Genomic DNA, 18,685 nt, shown 5'->3' on the forward strand with positions numbered 1-18,685 from the left:
GTATGCATCCCGCTACCGAAGCTCCACCGACTATCGCGTAAATCCGTGATATTCTGTCTAAGGGTGCTGATTTTTCGTACAATTCAACATGAGACACGACCTAAATGACCGATGATGCTGCACGCAGCCGCCAAGGTGTATTTTTTGCCATTGCCGCCTACACCATGTGGGGCATTGCACCTGTTTACTTTAAATGGCTTCAATCTGTCCCTGCGTTAGAGATTCTCGGGCACCGTATTTTGTGGTCATTTATTTTGGTGTTTGTGCTTATTGTGTTGCTGGGTCGTGGCAATCGGTTGAAGCCTGTACTGCAAAATAGAAAGCAAATGCTGCGCTTAACCGCTGCAACCTGCTTGTTGGGCGGCAATTGGTTTTTGTTTATCTGGGCTATCAACAACGATCACATTTTGGATGCTAGCTTAGGCTATTACATTAATCCGCTTTTGAACGTCGCCATCGGTATGGCGTTTTTTGCAGAACGTATGCGTAAAATGCAACTAGCCGCTATCGCCTTGGCATTTATTGGCGTGCTGATTCAGGTGATTTCGTTTGGTTCGGTACCTTGGGTGGCATTGGCGTTAGCCTGCAGCTTTGCTATTTACGGCGCAATTCGCAAACGTTTGCCGATAGATTCAATTACCGGGCTGTGGTTAGAAACCTTAATTTTAATGCCTGCAGTACTGATTTACATGTTCTTCTTTGCCAGTTCAAGTGCCGCAGACATGACCCAAAACACGTGGCAAATTAATACCTTGTTAATAGCTGCAGGCGTGGTCACCACGGCGCCATTGTTGTGCTTTAATGCGGCAGCCCAACGTATTCGCTACTCGACGTTAGGCTTCTTTCAATACATTGGCCCATCAATGATGTTTATTTTAGCGGTGTGGGTGTATGGCGAGCCGCTGGCTGCTGATAAGCTGGTAACGTTCGCCATTATCTGGGTGGCGCTTGCCCTCTATAGCTTAGACACCTTGGTACATCAGCAGCGTTCTAAGCGCGCGTAAGCCACTACCAGCCATTTGCTGCCTAAGTCGTCAAAGTTAATTTGAATGCGACTTTGGGGGCCGGTACCTTCATAATTCAGTACGGTGCCTTCACCAAATTTGGTGTGGCGCACCCGCTGCCCTAAGGTATACCCGGTCTGCTCGAAAGCTTCATGGCTAGCCCCAGTGTGAAAGCGGCCCATAGCTGGTGAGTGATGCGTTGTGCGGGCTTGTAAGCGCACATGATTGATCATTTCTGGGGGAATCTCACCGACAAACCGGCTTGGGATATTGCGCCGTTCCTGACCATAGATTCGCCGTAACTCGGTATACGTAATCACCAGCTTTTGCATAGCGCGGGTCATGCCCACGTAGCACAGCCGCCGTTCTTCCTCGAGTCGACCGCTCTCGCCAATGGATTGCTGAGACGGGAATAAACCTTCTTCAACACCACTCATAAATACCAACGGAAACTCGAGGCCTTTGGCGCTGTGTAACGTCATCAACTGCACAGCATCTTGATGCTCATCGGCTTGTTCTTCGCCTGACTCAAGCGCCGCGTGAGCAAGAAAAGCATTCAGTGGCGTCATATCGTCTTCAATAACCGCATCCATGGTGTTGAAGTTGTCACAGGCATTCACAAGCTCTTTTAAGTTTTCTACGCGGGTTTCGGCTTTTTCGCCCTTTTCCGACTCAAACATAGCCATCAAGCCACTTTTCTTGATCGCCGTGTCAACTTGACGTCCCAACGGGTAATCACTGGTTTCATCTTCCAGGCTATCAATTAAGTCTAAGAAACTTTGCACAGCATTGCCGGCGCGACCGCTGAGTACTTTCTCTTGCACCAACTGTCTGGCGGCTTCCCACATCGGCAAGCCGCGCTCGCGTGCGCCTTCTCGAATAATGCCTAAGGTACGATCACCAATACCACGCGTTGGCGTGTTGATAACGCGCTCAAGCGCGGCATCGTCGTTGCGGCTTGCTATTAAGCGCATATAAGCCAGAGCGTCTTTTACTTCCAGCCGGTCAAAGAAGCGCAGGCCACCATAAATTCGATAAGGAATACGTGCATGCAATAAGGCTTCTTCCAACACCCGTGACTGGGCATTGCTGCGGTACAAAATAGCGACGTCTTGCAAGGCGTTACCGTGTTCGTGCCATTGCTCAATACGCCCCGCAATGTAACGCGCTTCGTCCATTTCATTAAATGCCGCATACAAATCAATCGGGTCACCGGAACTGCCTTCAGTCCAGAGCTCTTTACCTAAACGACCACTATTATTCGCAATAACTTGGTTGGCCGCGGTAAGAATATTGTTGGTGGAACGATAGTTTTGCTCCAACCGAATGGTCAATACGTCAGGGTAGTCACGCAAAAACTGCTGAATATTTTCGACTTTTGCCCCGCGCCAGCCATAAATCGACTGATCATCGTCACCCACAATGGTTACATAATTGGTTTTTTGCTGGCCTTGACCAACGCCAGACATCAATTTAATCCAACCATATTGAATGGAGTTGGTGTCTTGAAATTCGTCCACCAAAATATGGCGAAACCGGCGCTGGTAATGCTCACGAACGTGGCGATTATCACGAATAAGCTCATGAGCACGTAGCAATAATTCGGCAAAATCAACCAGGCCGGCTCTGTCGCAGGCGACTTGATAAGCTTCATAAATTTCTTTGAACGTGCGTTCGTTAAAATCGTAACCATCCAGATGATGCGCTCGTAAGCCTTCATCTTTTTTACCATTAATAAACCACTGAGCTTGCTTCGGTGGCCAGCGTTTTTCGTCAAGGTTCAAGCTACGAATAATGCGTTTCACCAAGCGCTGTTGGTCATCACTATCAAGGATTTGAAAATTTTGCGGTAAACCGACATCCATATAGTGGGCGCGCAATAAACGATGTGCCAAACCGTGGAAGGTACCAATCCACATCGCGCGTACCGAGCTACCCAGCAATTGCTCAATGCGGCCGCGCATTTCGGCAGCCGCTTTGTTGGTAAAGGTAACCGCCATAATGCTTTGAGGGGATAAACCACGCTCTTGAATCAGCCAGGCAATGCGGTGCACCAATACCCGCGTTTTACCACTACCGGCACCCGCAAGCACCAACATGTGGCGTTCTTTCGCGCCAACAGCCTCACGTTGTTTGTCGTTCAGTTGTGCTAATAACGGGTGGTTTTGCATGGATTGTCACCAACAGATAAAAAGGGCAGTGTAGTGGCTGACCACTGTATATGCAACCAGTTACTTCGTGTGTTTAAGTAACTGTTGCGTCAATTGCGGCAAGCTACTGTATGCCAGCGTAGGCAACACATGTAGGTGTTCTGCCTGACCTAAACCATCGGTAAACCAAGCGCTTTGCCACCCCGCGCGTTGCGCACCTAACACATCAGCACTGGGGCTATCGCCAATGTGCAACCACTGTTGTGGGGCTATATCTGGAAATTTACCTTCGGCTGCACGGAACATGTCGGCAAAAGGTTTGCCGCGCAGGCTGGCCGACGGTTGAAACACATGCTGAAAATAATCGCCCAGACCAATAGCTGTTACGTCAACGTTACCGTTACTTAGCGCAACCAATGGAAAGTGTTCGGCCAGCTGACGCATCGCTTGATGAACCTCAGCGGATATTTCCACAGCATTACGGTGCCGCATAAAGTGCGCAAACGCAGCTTCAACGCCAGCGTCGATTTCGTCATCGGCCACCGCAAATTGACGTAGTCCGTCGGCCAATGCCGTCAAACGCAACTGCGTCATGTTGCTCGCTAAATCTGGATTGTCGTACATTATTTGCTGACGATGACGCAGCCAGTCTTGCGCTTGCCATGGCGCCGTTTGGGGAAACTCTTGCACCATAAAGTCACGCACCGCCTGCTCTGCACGCTGCATTACGGGCACGTTATTATAGAGGGTATCGTCAAGATCAAAACTGAGTGCTTGCACCGGGTACAAACGGCGAAAAAACTGCATGAACAAGCCCTTTATTTCTTTTTGCGAGCACGCGGATGCGCGCCATCATAAACCTTCGCAAGATGCTGAAAATCAAGATGCGTATACACTTGTGTGGTGCTTAAATTAGCATGACCCAACAACTCTTGTACCGCACGTAAATCACCGCTTGATTCTAACATATGTGAGGCGAAGGAGTGACGCAGTTTATGCGGGTGCAGGTTGCCTTTTAGACCCTGTTGCTGGCCCCAGTAATTGAGCCGTTGTTGCACCGTACGTGGATTAATACGTTGATTACGTTGCGAAATGAATAAGGCCACTTCGGTTAAGTTTCCACCAAGCCATTGTGCCCGTATAGGCAGCCAGCGTTCGAGCGCTTCTGCGGCACAGCGCCCATAGGGAACAATGCGGGTTTTATTGCCCTTACCTAATACGCGCAACTCACGATGCCGCGTTTGAATGCCATCAATATCAAGAGCTACCAGTTCGGCAAGGCGCAGACCGCTGCCGTAGAGCAATTCCATCATAGCTGCATCGCGCACCGCTAAAGGGTCATTTTGGGGAAGCTTAAGTAACTGGCTGATGCTGTCCACATCAAGATTTTTCGGCAATCGCTTCGCTTTGCGTGGGGCTTTAAGTTGTGCTGCAGGGTTATCGAACAATAATCGTTCGCGAATCAAATAATTACAAAACGTACGCCAAGCAGCTAACCGTAGCGCTAGCGATGCATCGCCAAGCCCGCGCCGCCGCCAGCCTACAAATAGGCGCTCAAGCACCGGTAACGTTAATTGCTTCGCCGCCTCAACCCGAATACTGGCTAATTCGGTCATATCGTCGGCGAGAATGCGTCCATAATTGGTCAGCGTGTTTTCGGCGAGCCCACGCTCGCCAGCTAGATGATTAAGAAAGCGTTGGCGCAGTTCAAACAGCGTCATGGTGCGCAGCGTGATGACTGAGCAGCGGCGGCAATATTCGACTCAACAATGCCTGCAACTGACGAACCAACAGGGTATCCATAGCAGGCTCAAAATGGCTCGCGTCATGGTTACCGATGGCTAACATACCCAGCTCACCTTTATGCCCCAATAGCAGCAGGGCAACTGACGCTATCGGTTCGTCTGGGAACAATAATTTCTTCTCATCGGCAGTGAGCCGGCCTAAGTACACGGGGTCATTTTGAAACCGTTTACTCAATAATTTTTTATGCGTGTCTGCAGCGAAGGTAAATTGCTCATCCAGCTCAATGGGGCTGTCGAAAAACTTCAACGACAGTGCTGGCATATTTAATTGTTCCGAGAAGGTACGCTGTAATGCGTCCATCACATCCGCCAGCTCGGTGCACTCCAGTAGCTCAACATACAGCTCACTGTAAACGCGAAACAGTTCTTCATTGCGGCGAGCAGTAATCATCAAGTCAGTGATTTCTTCCTCAAGCTGCATGATACGCTGACGCAATACTTGCTGCTGACGTTCAACCAACGACACCGTGCCACGCTCTTGATGACGCAAGCTCAACTGTTGCAATAACTGCGGATGGCGCTCGAAAAAATCCGTGTTCTCTTCAAGGTATTCCGCAATTAAGGTGTCATCAACTACAGGCGTTAGAATTTTGTTCGCTTCGGTTGTCATAGCTTTATGTATCCATCATAAACATGTTCTGCAGTACCGGTCATGCGTACCTGCTGGCCCGGCTGCCAACGAATATTAAGTTGCCCACCAGGTAGCTCAACGGTCACCTGGTCGTTCAGTTTATCTTGGCGCATGCCAATTACAGCGGCTGCGCAGGCACCGCTGCCGCACGCTTGCGTTTCACCAACGCCGCGTTCATACACACGTAATTTTACCCGGTCGCGGTCAATTACCTGCATGAATCCGACGTTTACACCTTCAGGGAAGCGCTCGTGCTCGGAAATTGCTTGCCCGAGCGAGTCAACCGGTGCGGTTTCAATATTATCGACCTCAATCACACAATGCGGATTGCCAATGCCCATTACTCCGCACAAGATGGTTTGATCTTGCTCACGTAAAATATAGGTCAGCTCTTCTTTGTTCGCCTTAAAAGGCACCGCCGCCGGATTGAATTCGGGTTGTCCCATTTCAACCGTAATGCGGCCATCGCGCTCGTGGTGCAACACCAGCTTGCCCGCCTTGGTGCTTACCCGTATGTGGCTTTTATTGCTTAGGCCTTTAAGTTTCACATACAACGCGAAACACCGGGCACCATTACCACATTGAGCAACTTCGGAACCGTCCGCATTGAAAATACGATAATGAAAATCTAAATCCGGGTCATAAGGCGGCTCTATTAATAGCAACTGGTCGAACCCAACCCCTCGATTTCTATCAGCCCAATGGCGAATTTGCTCTGGGTTCACGTAAATATTTTGGGTCACACCGTCAATCACCATGAAGTCATTGCCAAGGCCATGCATTTTTGCAAAATTCATCGCGGCATCTCCATGATTTGTTCGCCCTTCCACAAGTCGGAAAGCACTTCGCGTTGACGAATCAACTGTGCATGATCACCCTGCACCATAACTTCAGCAGCACGAGGGCGGGTGTTGTAGTTTGAGCTCATTGTAAACCCGTAAGCCCCTGCGTTCATCACGGCGAGTAAGTCACCTTCTTTCGCGGACAAATGCCGTGCGTGCCCCAGAAAGTCGCCGGTTTCACAAACTGGCCCAACGACATCAACAATCGCTTTATCTGCATCGTGTTGCGCAACGGGAATAATGTCGTGATACGCCTGATATAAAGCAGGTCGCATCAAGTCGTTCATGCCGGCGTCAACTAACAAAAAATCTTTGTCCGCGCCGGGCTTGTGAAATTCAACTTGCGTCAGTAATACTCCGGCATTACCCACAATAGCGCGACCGGGCTCGAGTAATAGCGTTAAGTTACCGACCTTTTCAGCCCGCTCTTGCAATGCATGCAAGTAAGTACTCACATCTGGCGTGCTTTCTTGCTGATAAGGAATGCCAATACCACCGCCCATATCTAAATGCGTGATATTTATGCCCTCGGCACGCAAATCTGTGACCAAGTTCAGCAATATATCGGCGGCATCCAAAAACGGTGACATCGACAGTATTTGTGAGCCAATGTGGCAATCCAAGCCCTGCATGTTGATATGCGCTAATGCCTGCCCCCGGCGCGCAACATCGCGCGCGTCTTGCATGGCAATACCGAACTTGTTGGCTTTCAATCCGGTGGCAATATACGGGTGCGTTTGCGCATCCACATCGGGGTTTACCCGCAGCGACACGGGCGCAATAACCCCCTGTGCCGCAGCAACGTCATTAAGGCGTTCTAATTCCGCAGCTGATTCTACATTAAAGCAATAAATGCCCTGTTCGAGTGCATACGCCATTTCCTCGCGGCTTTTTGCCACTCCTGAAAACACGACGTTGCTAGCTTTCCCACCAGCTGCAATCACCCGCGCCAGCTCACCACCAGAAACAATGTCAAATCCAGCACCTAAACGCGCAAGTAAGTTCAGCACTGCCAAATTACTATTGGCTTTAACCGCATAACAGAGCTTATGTGGGGCTGGCCAATGGTCGGCAAAACGCTGCCAATTCGCCGCAATCATGGCCTGCGAGTAGACATAAAGCGGTGTTCCGAATTGCTCGGCAAGGCGATCAAGCGCAACATTTTCCGCATGCAGTATGCCGCGCTTATAGTCAAAACTCATGCTTGGTCACCGTTTTCGCTCGGCTGATTTTGTTCAACCGGAGGCGGCATTTCCAGTGGCCCTTTTTGACCGCAAGCGGCGATAAAACCTAGCGTTCCTGCTACAATGATCAGACGCATTACTTTCAAGTTAAACATCGGTAAACTGTACCTAATAATTACGGTTAAAATTGTTGATGTGTCTATCATCGCATTGAGACGCACAAATGTCATTATCAGGAGTTGACATGCAAGAACATGAGTACCATGAATTAGCAGAAGCCACCATTTTAGCTATTGAAGAGGCCATTGAAGCCTGTGGTGTTGATATTGACTGTGAATCAGGTGGTGACATTTTGGAGTTAACCTTCCCGAATGGCACAAAAATGGTTATCAACAAGCAACCGCCATTGATGCAATTATGGTTGGCAACAAAATTTAATGGCCACCACTTTGAGTATCGCGACGGTCAGTGGATTGATAACCGCACCGGCAGTGAATTGTGGGCCTTGCTCAGTGACGCGGCAAGCCGTCAAGCGGATACCGCCATTACCTTACAACCTGATTCAAAATAAAATAGAGCAGCATAATGAGTAAAACACTACGCATCGCAACGCGTAAAAGCTTGCTGGCCATGTGGCAAGCTGAACACATCAAAGCGCGTTTAGAGCAACTGCATCCAAACTTAGCCGTTGAGCTGTTGCCCATGAGCACACGCGGCGACGTAATTTTGGATACCCCGCTGGCAAAAATCGGTGGTAAAGGGTTGTTTGTGAAAGAGCTCGAAGTCGCCATGCTAGAAGGGCAGGCCGATCTCGCTGTGCATTCAATGAAAGACTTGCCGGTTGAATTTCCAGATGGGCTCGAGTTGTTCGGAATTTGCGAACGGGAAGATCCGCGTGACGCGTTTGTGTCCAATAATTATGCCCAGTTAGAAGATTTGCCGGAAGGCGCTGTTGTCGGCACCTGTAGCTTACGTCGGAAGTGCCAAATTCTGGCTAATTTCCCACACGTGGTGGTGCACGATTTGCGTGGCAATGTGCAAACGCGTTTGCGTAAGCTCGATGAAGGCCAGTTCGATGCCATTATCTTGGCTGCGTCAGGGCTTATCCGCTTAGATTTGAGCGCGCGGATTAAGCAACGTATTCCAGCTGATTTATGCTTGCCGGCTAACGGGCAAGGTGTGCTCGGTATTGAGTGCCGTAGCGATGATACGGCCACGAAAGCCTTGTTAGACCCATTAACCTGTAACGACACACGCAGCTGTGTACTTGCCGAGCGCGCCATGAATCGCCGCTTACAAGGTGGCTGCCAAGTTCCAATTGGTGCCTATGCGGAATTACACGGAGACCAGTTGCATCTACGCGGTTTAGTTGGGCGCCCTGATGGCAGTGAAATTATCGAAGGCGATATTAAAGGCCATCGTGACCATGCTGAAGCGCTGGGAACGGAGCTTGCTGAATACTTATTGTCACGTGGTGCCGGTAAAATTCTCAACGACGTTTATGCGGAGAACGAATTACAGTCATGAACCATAGCCTGTTGCTTTTGCGCCCATCAGAGCAAGCCCATGAGCTTGCAAGACTGCTGCAACAACGGGCATCGAAGCTAGATCTCTCGTTGTCGTGTATCAATAAAAGCATGGTGAAGATCACCAGCTTCGACGATCCAAACCATAGTTTGCGCGGCATTTTGCAACAAAAATGGGATGGTGCCATGATGGTTAGCGTGAATGCGGCAAACTATTTTGCGCAGCAAGCACGTGCTTGGGCACCTGACTGCGCCATGCCCGCTGCGCGTTGGTATGCCGTTGGGCCGACCAGCGCTACAGCCATTGCTAAAGTTGTTGGCCGGCCAGTGTGTTGCCCGTGGCGCCAACACAATAGCGACGCGCTGCTCGCATTACCCGAATTAAGCCAGGTTAGCGGGCAACGTTGGTTGCTAGTGCGCGGCCATGGTGGTCGCGAACTGGTTGCCGATACGCTGCGCGCACGCGGTGCTGAGGTTACTTATCTTGAAGTGTATCAGCGCACGCCTGAGCCCCTCAGTGAGGCTGAGTATGCAACCTGGCAGCAACAAATTAATGGTATTGTCGTGACCAGTGCCGAGCAATTAGGCTATTTTCTTGCGGCAGTACCCAAGCAAGCATTAAGCTGGTTAGCGCAATGCTATTGGATTGTGGCCAGCGAGCGCTTAAAACAACTCTTACCGCCAACCCTGCAGCAAATGTCTGTGGTTGCGCACAGCGCAACGCCATTTGCGATAGTCGATGCTTGGCAACACATCTTGGATCAGCAGCACGCACATAAGGAACGTTCATGAGTGAGTCTAAAAAACAGAAGCCTGCAAACGATCAAGCAGCTACTGAAGCAACGGCAAAAACGACTGATGACAAAGTAACATCGAAACCATCTACGAAAACTGCTGAGACCAAACCTACTGCAGCGCAAACAAAGCCGGCCCCCAGTAAACCCAAGAAACGCTCCGGTATTATTGCGTGGGTGTTGGTCGCTTTGCTTGCCGCAATTATGATAGCTGCGGCATGGTTCGGCTATCGCCATGTATGGCCGATGCACCAGCAACAAATTACACAAATGGCCGCGCAGCAAGATACTGCACAAACCGCTATTAAAGAGCTACAGGGCCGTTTAAACCAACTTGAACAAGCTGTTAACGCACAAGTTCAGTCATCCGTTGAAGGCTTAGAGCGGCGTGTTGATGCCCAGTTAAGTCGGCAACAACAAACCGTTGACGACTATCAATTGGCGGTGCAGTCGGTACAGGCTGAACTTGCTAACTTGGACATTTCTCAAGAGTCGAACTGGCGTATTTATGAAGCGCGTAATTTAGCCGAACGCGCAGCCACCAAGCTTTGGATTGAACACAACCCAAATGCTGCACTGGCATTTCTGCAACTTGCTGAATCACACATTATTGCACTGGATAACCCAGCTCACCGTATGGCGCGTCAAGCACTAGCCAACGACATTGCCGTACTTGAACAGTTACCACCAAGTCAGATTGACGCGGTAAGCCTAAAATTAGGCACCTTACGTGACCAAGTTGCACGCAGCGCATGGTATCAGCAATTCGCCATGTCGAGCGCCGAGAAAACGGAAACAACGGATGGTACCTGGCTTGATAATCTTCAACGCAGCTTTAACACCTTGCTGCAGCAATTTATTCATGTACAACGACGCGATACACCGGTTGAGCCAATGATTGCAGATGCGTATTTTGATGTACTGCAACAACGTTTGTTGCTGCAACTGCAACTTGCACAGCAAGCGGCAATGACCGCGTCACAAGCAATGTTTACTGCCAGCATTGACGAAGCGGTGGCCCTTATCAATACCTTACAAGGGCAGGTAAATGATGCGAACTTCGCGCAACTGCTCAGTGAGTTACAGGCGCTAAAGGCAACTCAATTACGCCCGGAATATCCGTCAGAATTAAGCGCTATACAACAACTCGAGCGCCTTGCTAACCAAGTTAATCAGGGAGGTTAATCATGAAAACCGCCTTGGTTGTTATTGTTCTATTTATCGCAGGTTTACTGCTGGGCCCATTATGGTCCGGTAATACCGGCTATGTGCTTATTTCCGTGGGGTCATACACCGTGGAAACCAGCGTGGTTGCAGCTCTTATCCTGCTCGTTATTGCTGTGGTTATTTTGCGTGCGGTTTTCGCGTTTATCGGGCGCCTTATTCGTGGCACCAAATGGGGTGTTCGTTGGTTTGGCAATCGCCGCCAGCAAAAAGCCGAAACGGCTTTTCATGATGCGCTGGTTGGGCTCAATCACGGCGACTATGCTGGCAGTTCACGCGCCGCCAACCGCGCGTGGCAACTTCGTAAACAACCGAATGATGCTCTGTTAGCAGCCTATGCCGCGCAGCAAACCGGTGATGTGAAACAAGCGCGAGAATGGCTTACGCATACTGATCAATCAGCTGAATTAGCCGTGGCTGAAATGATTTATGCGTTGCGCGAAAATCCAGAAAGCATCGACAGTCGGTTAACTCAGTTACGCGCACTGTTAAAAGATTATCCGCGCCACCCCGAGTTACTTCGCCAGGCGATTGTTGGGCTCCGTCATAAACACCGTTATCGTGACATCGCAGGTTTACTGCCCGCCGCGGAGCAACAGCATTTATTTAACGCCACAGAGTTTGACCAGTTGGTTGAGGAAACCTATTTTCATATGATGCTGGAAGCCGGGCGCAGCAGTGCCAGCGCATTGCAAGACTATTGGCAGGCGTTGACGCGTGATCAACGGCGTAACAAAGCAATTCGCCGAGCGTATTTGCGCGCCTTGAAAACCTTCAATGCAACGGCAGCGGCCGATAAAGTAGCGGCGCGCGCACTGAAACGTGGCGAGCTGGATATCGCATATTTACTAGAGAAAGATTTATTGGTGGCGGGCCCTGAGCTACGTGACATTGTGCAAGACGGCTTAAAGAAAAAGCCGGACGACCCTTTGTTGTTACAGGCTATAGGCCAGATGGCATTGCAGACCAAAGATTATGCTTTAGCGCAACGTGCTTTGCGTCGTGCTGCAGACCTTGCCCCTTCACAACGGGTGCTGTTTGACCTTGCGCAAACTTATGATGCGCTTGGTGATACCGCAAATGCTCTGAAATGTTACCGAGAAGGCTTGCGGGATTAACCGCAAGCCTTTGTCGCACTACCTAACGCTGTTACTGACGAATACCTTCGATAGATAAGAAGATTTCGACCGTTTCAGAAGCTGGTCCCAAGTCATAATTCATACCAAACTCAGCTGGCGTTAACGTTACGGCGCCTTCAAAGCCGCGACGGAAACCGCCCCATGGGTCTTGGCCCGAACCAATTTCTTTTACATCAATCGCGATTTCTTTGGTGGTTCCATAAAGCGTGAAATTACCCTTAAGTACGCCGGTGCCATCACCATTCGGTGCATAGCTGGTGGATTCAAATTTCGCCTGTGGGTACTTTTCAACGTTAAAGAAATCGCCGCTACGTAAATGCTTATCACGTTCCGCATGATTACTATCAAGGCTAGCAACGTCAATAGTCACATTCACTTTGGCTGCGCTTGGGTTCGCTTCGTCATAACTGAAGGTGCCTTCAAAATCGTTGAAACGACCCAATAGCCAGCTATAGCCCAAGTGGCTAATTTTAAACTGAACAAATGCATGCGCGCCGTCAGTGTCAATCACATAGTCCGCCGCATTTGCCTGCGTAGCGCCAAACAATGACGCTGAAATAACTGCTGCGAGTGCTAATTTTTTCATGATAAATCTCCTTAGATAAAACGTTATTCGTTGTTCGTTAGCCGTTCTTCGGGTAACTACGTTTAGCGACTAACATACGGGTCAAAGTTGAATCTTTATTTACAAAATGGTGCTTTAATGCGGCAAGCGCATGGCCTGCGGCAGCAATAACGAGTGCCAGTGCTGTGTACCAATGTACAGTGCCAGCAATGTCTTCTTGCTGAGGAATACCGGTAATAAGCGCGGGCACTTCAAACCAGTCAAACACCGAGATACCGCGCCCATCGGCTGTCGAAATCAGATAACCACTGATCATGGTTACCAGCAACAGTGTGTAAATCAGACCGTGCCCTATGCGTGCGCCGATTTGCTCGAACCGACTGCCGAGTGGTTCTGGTTTGGGATTCATAAATTTCCAAACCAACCTTACAACCGTCAGCGCCAACAAGGTGATGCCGAATGACTTATGCCACCACGGCCCCAACCGATACCAGCTGTCATAATAGCCAAGCGTCAACATCCAATAGCCAAGCGCAAATAAGCCGATAACCATGAATGCGCTGAGCCAATGAATAACGATGGTGACAAGGCCATAGCTTTTGGGTGTGTTGGTGAACATAGTTTGGTGTCTCATTAATTGGTACAGTGCTATTTTAGTCCAACATTATGAAATGAATATTGGTAAATATCGCGCATTGAGTTCTATTTTTTAGAATAACTGCCCGATTTATTTATTCGTAAGAATATGAAATACGTACTATTAACTTCATAAACAAAGATTAATTAATGACATTATTTTTACATTTTTATGATAATCAGCTATTCTATTTCGTTGCTTTCGGGCTAAATAAGACAGGAGTCTTAAATGAACACTATAAAGCAGCAACCGGATGGCAATTACCCGATACCGTCGCTTGAGCAAAACTACTTGCTGAGTTCATTACCCGCTGACGTGAGAGAGCGGCTAAAACCGCATCTGCAACTCATCACATTACCTCTTGGCAAGTGCTTGTATGAGTCCGGTGATGAGCAAAAATATGTTTATTTCCCCACCAACTCAATCATTTCTCTGGTCTATGTGCTATTTAACGGCGACTCTGCTGAAATTTCGGTGGTGGGCAATGAGGGCATGCTTGGCTTACCTTTATTTATGGGCGGCGGTAGCACGCCAAACCGAGCCGTGGTGCAAAGTGCAGGGAATGCTTACCAACTTTCGGCTCGATTATTAAAAGAAGAGTTTAGAGGCCACGATCAACTGCATGATCTACTGCTTCGTTATACTCAATCGCTTATGACGCAGATGGCACAAACGGCGGTCTGCAACCGACACCACTCCATTGAGCAGCAGCTTTGTCGCTGGATATTACTTTCTTTAGACCGTATCCCTTCAAATGTACTCACCATGACGCAAGAACTAATTGCAGATATGCTGGGTGTTCGACGTGAGGGTGTTTCGGTGGCGGCAGGTAAATTACAAAAATTTGGCGTGATTGAATATCACCGTGGGGTTGTCACCGTAATTGATCGGGCAAAGCTCGAACAGTTAAGCTGTGAGTGTTATGAAGTGGTAAAAGCAGAGTGTGATCGCCTGCTTAGCTACCTGCCGGAAGACTATAATTTTCATGATTAGAATTGATAAAAAAAGCGTGTGCCCAGATCTATTTAACCGAACACACGCTGATGCTACAACTTATTCTGGATAACCGATGATGATATTCACACGACGGTTTTCCTGACGATCGGAAGCTGTAATGTTGTAAGTTGTCCGACGTGTTCCGCCGAAACCTTCAACAAATAAGCGCGAACGGTCAACCTTAAATTCCCGCACTAAATAGTCGGCAACACTTTGTGCGCGTGCACGCGATACTTGTTGCGCGATATCTGGGCTGGCGTTATCGGTGTGACCTTCTAACGTCGCGGTTAACTCAGGATTGGTTTTCAAGTATTTCGCAACGGCTTCCAATTGATCGCGGTATTTCGGATCAATCGTTGACTCGTTGGTATCAAACTCAAGTTCCATCGCCAGAGTTATCCGAGCTGGTAACGGATGCAGACCTTCGATATCCGTTGCACAGCCAATCACTGCATTAATGCGACGATTAGCTTGCATACCAGTATCTGTGGTGTTGGTTGCAATCGGGCGTGACTCGCCATAACCGACAGCAGTTAATCGACTGCGGGCTACGCCATGTTCACGTACCAAGTAATTCACCGCAGCTTGTGCACGTTGCTCAGATAAACGCATATTGTCGGCTTCATTCCCTACATTATCCGTATGCCCTTCAATCACAGCTTTGGTTTCAGGATATTTGTCAAGGAAGGTCGCCAGCACCAACATGTGCTCACGATTCACGCGCTCGATATCATCGTTTGCAATTTCAAACTGGATTTCTAAAGCACTGCAGTACTGTTCAGTTGGCGCCGCCGTTTGCACAGGCGTTGACACCGGACGATCTCGTGGTGGTGCGGTTGTTGTATGGCTTGGCGCACCAAAACGGTAAAGAAGGCTTAATGATAAGAAATCAATATCGCCTCGATTACCCACGGCGTCATCCATGCTGTAACGTTCCACTTCAAGCCGCATAGCAAAGTGATCACTCATTTGGTATTGATAGCCAAGACCGAGTTTGTGATCCATGCTGGTTTTGCGGAAGCTTGGGTTGATGACATTTACCGCCCCAGTACCGACAAACTCAACTGACGAGGTGCTGTTGTGCGCACCAACGCGAGCATACACCGATGAGCGTTCGCTCATCGGCAACATACCAATCAGGTCAAGGCTCCAGCCACGAAAGTCAAGTTCGCCAGTATTCATACCCGTTGGAACGGTGGTTGCTTGGTAACTGAATTCGCCGAGGTCAAAGTAACTGCCTTCAAAGGAGAAGTTTTTAGTGAACTGATAGCCGGCAAATAGCTTGTAGCCGAAGTCTCGCTCGTCCTCTTGGAAATCCGTCACTTGATATCCCGCGTTATTCAAATCCGCGGTAATCTCGAATCGATCAATCTGGGTGTGAGCCAAGCCACCGCCAGCGCCGATATACCATCCGTCCTGAGCTTGTGCCATCGCCGGTAATGCCATGCCAGCAAGCGCCAGAGCCGCAATCGCTTGTGTAATTTTGTTGGTTTTCATCATACTCTCCACTGAAACCTTATAGGTGTTGTCTATTACTCTGCTGGTACATTAATCACGGTATTAACTACCGTAACGGATGCGCCCAGAGAGAGTGCTCGACCGTCTAAGGTCACGATGTTGACATTGCCTGAAGTCGAAATGCTGACGCCTGCCTGCGAAATAATGGTGCCTTTCATGGTGCCACCACCCGCTGCGTTAATAGTTGCCGCACTGCCTACTTGCCAAAATATATTTTTAGCCTGCGCGCCATTAATCAGGATTACGCTTTGTGGGAAGTCTGCTCCTGGGCCACCGACAGTCAGTGTGGTTGCCATTTGGAACACCCATACCGCATTCTGATTGCCTTGTGCATCCAGTGTTAAATCACCACCTTGGATAAGGAACGCGCCACTTTGTGCGGTATAAATACCGGGAGCTAACGTTAGGCTTGCCAAGTTATCGTTACCGGGATCTAAACCACCCGGCATATTGGCTGGCGTTAGCGAGATGTATGCCGCTTCAGCATCCAGACGTGCCTGTATCGCGATTGCTTCCGTAACTGCTGTGCCGTCTTGTGGACATGCTACAGTTGGTGGTGGTGGTGCGGTGAAGATTTTACCGTTCACCTGGCCTTCATTAAGCGGGGTAATGGTGTACTCGCAGCCCGGTTCAGATACAAAGCCGGTGATCAACGTTGATACTGCTGTACTGCCCAAGTCACCGTTAATAATTGTGAGTAAGCCTTCATTAGTCGCACCCGACGTGCCGCCAAACGAGCCGAAAGGTGCTACAGTTTTAAGATCGGCCGGCTGCAAGCAGCTTTCTACCGCTGGGACTGTGGTGAATATCCAAACATAGTCTTCTAGCATTTCATTACCAGGAACGGTCAGGTCTTTCACCCCATCAGGTCCACCAACAATAGTCGCGCGGAAGGTTACACCCTCAGCAAGCTGAGTTTGTGGGATAAAGGTCATGATGGTACCGGTATCGATATCCAAGGTGATCGACTCAGCGACAACTGCATTCGCTGGGTTTTCATCTTCTACCACTAAGAATGTTAAGTCATTCACCGTGGTTGGATTAAGCCGCGTGCTTGATGGAATATCAAAGGTGGCATTGATGCTGGCATTCGGACAAACTTCCAGCATTCCAGCGTTCATTGGGTCTGTTGAAGCAACTGACAAGGTCACAACCGGTATGGCTTCGACGGTCGTGAACGTCCATACGTAGTCGCTAGCTTCGGCCACAGGACCTTGATTGCCGGCTAATTCGTTGCCTGCGATATCGGTAACCGCACTGCTAATGGTTGCCGTATAGGTAGTTCCTTCTTCCAAGTTTGCTTCAGGCGTAAAGACTGCACTGCGCGAGTCAATAACGTAAGAAACATCACCAGCCGGAGACACACAAGGCGTTTCACAGGTTAAAGTGAAGTTGGTGTCGGTAAACGTTGTCGGCAACATATTTTCAGTAAATATCGCGGTAATCGCTGTATTTACAGGAACGTCATTTGTCGGGCCTGGGCTCGTAGTCAATGGCTCTGTTACGGTTACACGCGGACGCGTTGTATCCGGAATAAGGCCTGTGGTGAACTGCCACATATAGTCACTTGGGGCTGTCGCTGCTTGATTGCCATCAAGTTCGTTGCCGGCAAGGTCGGTTACAGTGCTATTCACGGTAACTGTATAGGTGGTGTCCGCTTCAAGGTCGTCAGCTGGCGTAAATAATGCTGTCATCGTTTCAGCATCATAGGTAATAACACCATCGGGTTCGACGCAAGGTGCTTCACAGGTAACCGTAAAGCTTGTTGCAGTAATGGTTGAGGCCAGCATAGACTCGTTGAAAACTGCAAAAACTGTCGTATTCACCGGTATATTGGGTGTTGGCCCTGGCGATGTGGTAAGTGGGTGAGTTGTCGCTACTTCTGGTGGCACCTCATCAACTGTATCGCCAGTGGTAAATGTCCAAGTATACGGACCATCCATTGCAACGCCTGACGCAATACTTTGCGCACTGTGTACAGTGGCTGTATAAAGCGTTGACGCGTCAAGAGCCGCCGGATCGGTTACGGTAAATGTCGCCATGGTGTTCGTGTCATTCATGGTAACAGTACCGATAGGGCTGATACATGGGCTGGTACAGCTAACCGTAAAGTCAGTTGTGGTCAGCTCGCTAACCGGTTCATTAAACTGAACCGTTATTACGGTATCAACGGTTGCAACGTTGGTTGCGTTGTTCGCTGGAGCGACCTCAGTAACTACAGGTGGTAACGCCACGTTGCCATCAGTACCGAGTATAGGATCAGGGCCGTTATCGCCGCACGCAGCTAATAACGTACCGAAAACAGCTAGCATCAGCCACCTGTTGATACGATTTGATATGGATAATTTAGAACACATTAGGTATTTCCTCTCGGTATAAGTTGTACGGGCATTTACGACCTTGATTGCATTAGAAATCGGTCAGGTGGCCACTATCCACTTATTCCAGAGAGTCGTCTGTACGTTATCGCACATATGGGAAGGCAAGAACGTTATTCGTTAATCGTTATTGGTTATTCGAAAAAAGAAAAGACCACTTCGAGTAACCAATAACGAATAACCAGTAACGCTTTTGTTTTTTAGGCATAAAAAACCCCCGAGCGTTAGCTCGGGGTTCTCGATTTAAAGCCTGGCGGTGTCCTACTCTCACATGGGGAAGCCCCACACTACC

At 49.2% G+C, this 18,685-nt stretch carries 18 protein-coding genes; 7 read left to right on the forward strand and 11 right to left on the reverse strand.

Annotated features, from left to right (window positions below):
* The first annotated feature begins 104 nt into the window (after positions 1 to 104).
* Positions 105 to 1,004 (forward strand): EamA family transporter RarD, encoded by a 900-nt coding sequence (gene rarD / locus ACN0UY_RS09735; protein ID WP_417666630.1) that lies wholly within the window; start codon positions 105 to 107, stop codon positions 1,002 to 1,004.
* On the opposite strand, the gene uvrD is transcribed toward rarD, so the two are convergent.
* From uvrD to lptM, 7 genes are read right to left on the reverse strand one after another with little or no spacing between them, the layout of a single operon-like run.
* Complete coding sequence (gene uvrD, locus ACN0UY_RS09740; RefSeq protein WP_417666632.1) at positions 980 to 3,175, reverse strand: DNA helicase II; 2,196 nt, start codon at positions 3,173 to 3,175, stop codon at positions 980 to 982. The two genes, rarD and uvrD, sit on opposite strands and share 25 nt — an antisense overlap.
* Positions 3,176 to 3,235: 60 nt before the next feature.
* Positions 3,236 to 3,961, reverse strand: coding sequence for an HAD-IA family hydrolase (locus ACN0UY_RS09745; RefSeq protein WP_417666634.1), 726 nt, complete (start codon positions 3,959 to 3,961; stop codon positions 3,236 to 3,238).
* A gap of 11 nt (positions 3,962 to 3,972) precedes the next feature.
* The gene (locus tag ACN0UY_RS09750) at positions 3,973 to 4,875 is read right to left on the reverse strand and encodes a tyrosine recombinase XerC (RefSeq protein ID WP_417666636.1); all 903 of its coding nucleotides are present in this window, start codon (positions 4,873 to 4,875) and stop codon (positions 3,973 to 3,975) included.
* Positions 4,862 to 5,569, reverse strand: coding sequence for a DUF484 family protein (locus tag ACN0UY_RS09755; RefSeq protein ID WP_417666638.1), 708 nt, complete (start codon positions 5,567 to 5,569; stop codon positions 4,862 to 4,864). The genes ACN0UY_RS09750 and ACN0UY_RS09755 overlap by 14 nt, the downstream gene beginning before the upstream one ends.
* The gene (gene dapF / locus ACN0UY_RS09760) at positions 5,566 to 6,387 is read right to left on the reverse strand and encodes a diaminopimelate epimerase (RefSeq protein WP_417666640.1); all 822 of its coding nucleotides are present in this window, start codon (positions 6,385 to 6,387) and stop codon (positions 5,566 to 5,568) included. The genes ACN0UY_RS09755 and dapF overlap by 4 nt, the downstream gene beginning before the upstream one ends.
* Positions 6,384 to 7,634 (reverse strand): diaminopimelate decarboxylase, encoded by a 1,251-nt coding sequence (gene lysA, locus ACN0UY_RS09765; protein WP_417666642.1) that lies wholly within the window; start codon positions 7,632 to 7,634, stop codon positions 6,384 to 6,386. Before lysA ends, dapF begins: the two co-directional genes overlap by 4 nt.
* Positions 7,631 to 7,771 carry an LPS translocon maturation chaperone LptM gene (lptM, locus tag ACN0UY_RS09770; RefSeq protein ID WP_417666644.1) on the reverse strand — a complete coding sequence of 47 codons (141 nt, stop codon included), beginning with the start codon at positions 7,769 to 7,771 and terminating at the stop codon, positions 7,631 to 7,633. Before lptM ends, lysA begins: the two co-directional genes overlap by 4 nt.
* Before the next feature lie 89 nt (positions 7,772 to 7,860).
* On the opposite strand from lptM, the gene cyaY reads away from it, so the two are divergent.
* The 5 genes from cyaY to ACN0UY_RS09795 are packed head-to-tail and all read left to right on the forward strand — an operon-like array spanning position 7,861 to position 12,278.
* On the forward strand, positions 7,861 to 8,187 hold the full coding sequence (gene cyaY / locus ACN0UY_RS09775) for an iron donor protein CyaY (RefSeq protein WP_417666646.1): 327 nt from the start codon (positions 7,861 to 7,863) through the stop codon (positions 8,185 to 8,187).
* Between the two features lie 14 nt (positions 8,188 to 8,201).
* Entirely contained in the window at positions 8,202 to 9,143 is a 942-nt protein-coding gene (gene hemC, locus ACN0UY_RS09780) for a hydroxymethylbilane synthase (RefSeq protein WP_417666648.1), read from the forward strand.
* Complete coding sequence (locus tag ACN0UY_RS09785) at positions 9,140 to 9,934, forward strand: uroporphyrinogen-III synthase (protein WP_417666650.1); 795 nt, start codon at positions 9,140 to 9,142, stop codon at positions 9,932 to 9,934. The genes hemC and ACN0UY_RS09785 overlap by 4 nt, the downstream gene beginning before the upstream one ends.
* Positions 9,931 to 11,121: a uroporphyrinogen-III C-methyltransferase gene (locus ACN0UY_RS09790; protein ID WP_417666652.1), complete on the forward strand. Its 1,191-nt coding sequence runs from the start codon at positions 9,931 to 9,933 to the stop codon at positions 11,119 to 11,121. The genes ACN0UY_RS09785 and ACN0UY_RS09790 overlap by 4 nt, the downstream gene beginning before the upstream one ends.
* 2 nt (positions 11,122 to 11,123) lie before the next feature.
* Positions 11,124 to 12,278 (forward strand): heme biosynthesis HemY N-terminal domain-containing protein, encoded by a 1,155-nt coding sequence (locus ACN0UY_RS09795; protein ID WP_417666654.1) that lies wholly within the window; start codon positions 11,124 to 11,126, stop codon positions 12,276 to 12,278.
* 31 nt (positions 12,279 to 12,309) lie between these two features.
* On the opposite strand, the gene ACN0UY_RS09800 is transcribed toward ACN0UY_RS09795, so the two are convergent.
* Both ACN0UY_RS09800 and ACN0UY_RS09805 read right to left on the reverse strand, forming a co-directional pair.
* Entirely contained in the window at positions 12,310 to 12,885 is a 576-nt protein-coding gene (locus ACN0UY_RS09800; protein ID WP_417659258.1) for a YceI family protein, read from the reverse strand.
* 37 nt (positions 12,886 to 12,922) lie between these two features.
* Positions 12,923 to 13,483 (reverse strand): cytochrome b, encoded by a 561-nt coding sequence (locus ACN0UY_RS09805; protein ID WP_417666656.1) that lies wholly within the window; start codon positions 13,481 to 13,483, stop codon positions 12,923 to 12,925.
* A 246-nt stretch (positions 13,484 to 13,729) separates the two neighbouring features.
* Between ACN0UY_RS09805 and ACN0UY_RS09810 the strand changes: the two genes are divergently transcribed.
* Entirely contained in the window at positions 13,730 to 14,494 is a 765-nt protein-coding gene (locus ACN0UY_RS09810; RefSeq protein ID WP_417666658.1) for a Crp/Fnr family transcriptional regulator, read from the forward strand.
* A gap of 60 nt (positions 14,495 to 14,554) precedes the next feature.
* Here ACN0UY_RS09810 and ACN0UY_RS09815 read toward each other — a convergent pair whose 3' ends face one another.
* Both ACN0UY_RS09815 and ACN0UY_RS09820 read right to left on the reverse strand, forming a co-directional pair.
* Complete coding sequence (locus tag ACN0UY_RS09815) at positions 14,555 to 15,997, reverse strand: OmpA family protein (protein WP_417666660.1); 1,443 nt, start codon at positions 15,995 to 15,997, stop codon at positions 14,555 to 14,557.
* A 32-nt stretch (positions 15,998 to 16,029) separates the two neighbouring features.
* Positions 16,030 to 18,327 (reverse strand): Ig-like domain-containing protein, encoded by a 2,298-nt coding sequence (locus ACN0UY_RS09820; RefSeq protein ID WP_417666662.1) that lies wholly within the window; start codon positions 18,325 to 18,327, stop codon positions 16,030 to 16,032.
* Positions 18,328 to 18,685: the final 358 nt, after the last annotated feature.

It is taken from the genome of Pseudidiomarina sp., assembly GCF_048268165.1.
In the GTDB taxonomy this organism is placed as follows: domain Bacteria; phylum Pseudomonadota; class Gammaproteobacteria; order Enterobacterales; family Alteromonadaceae; genus Pseudidiomarina.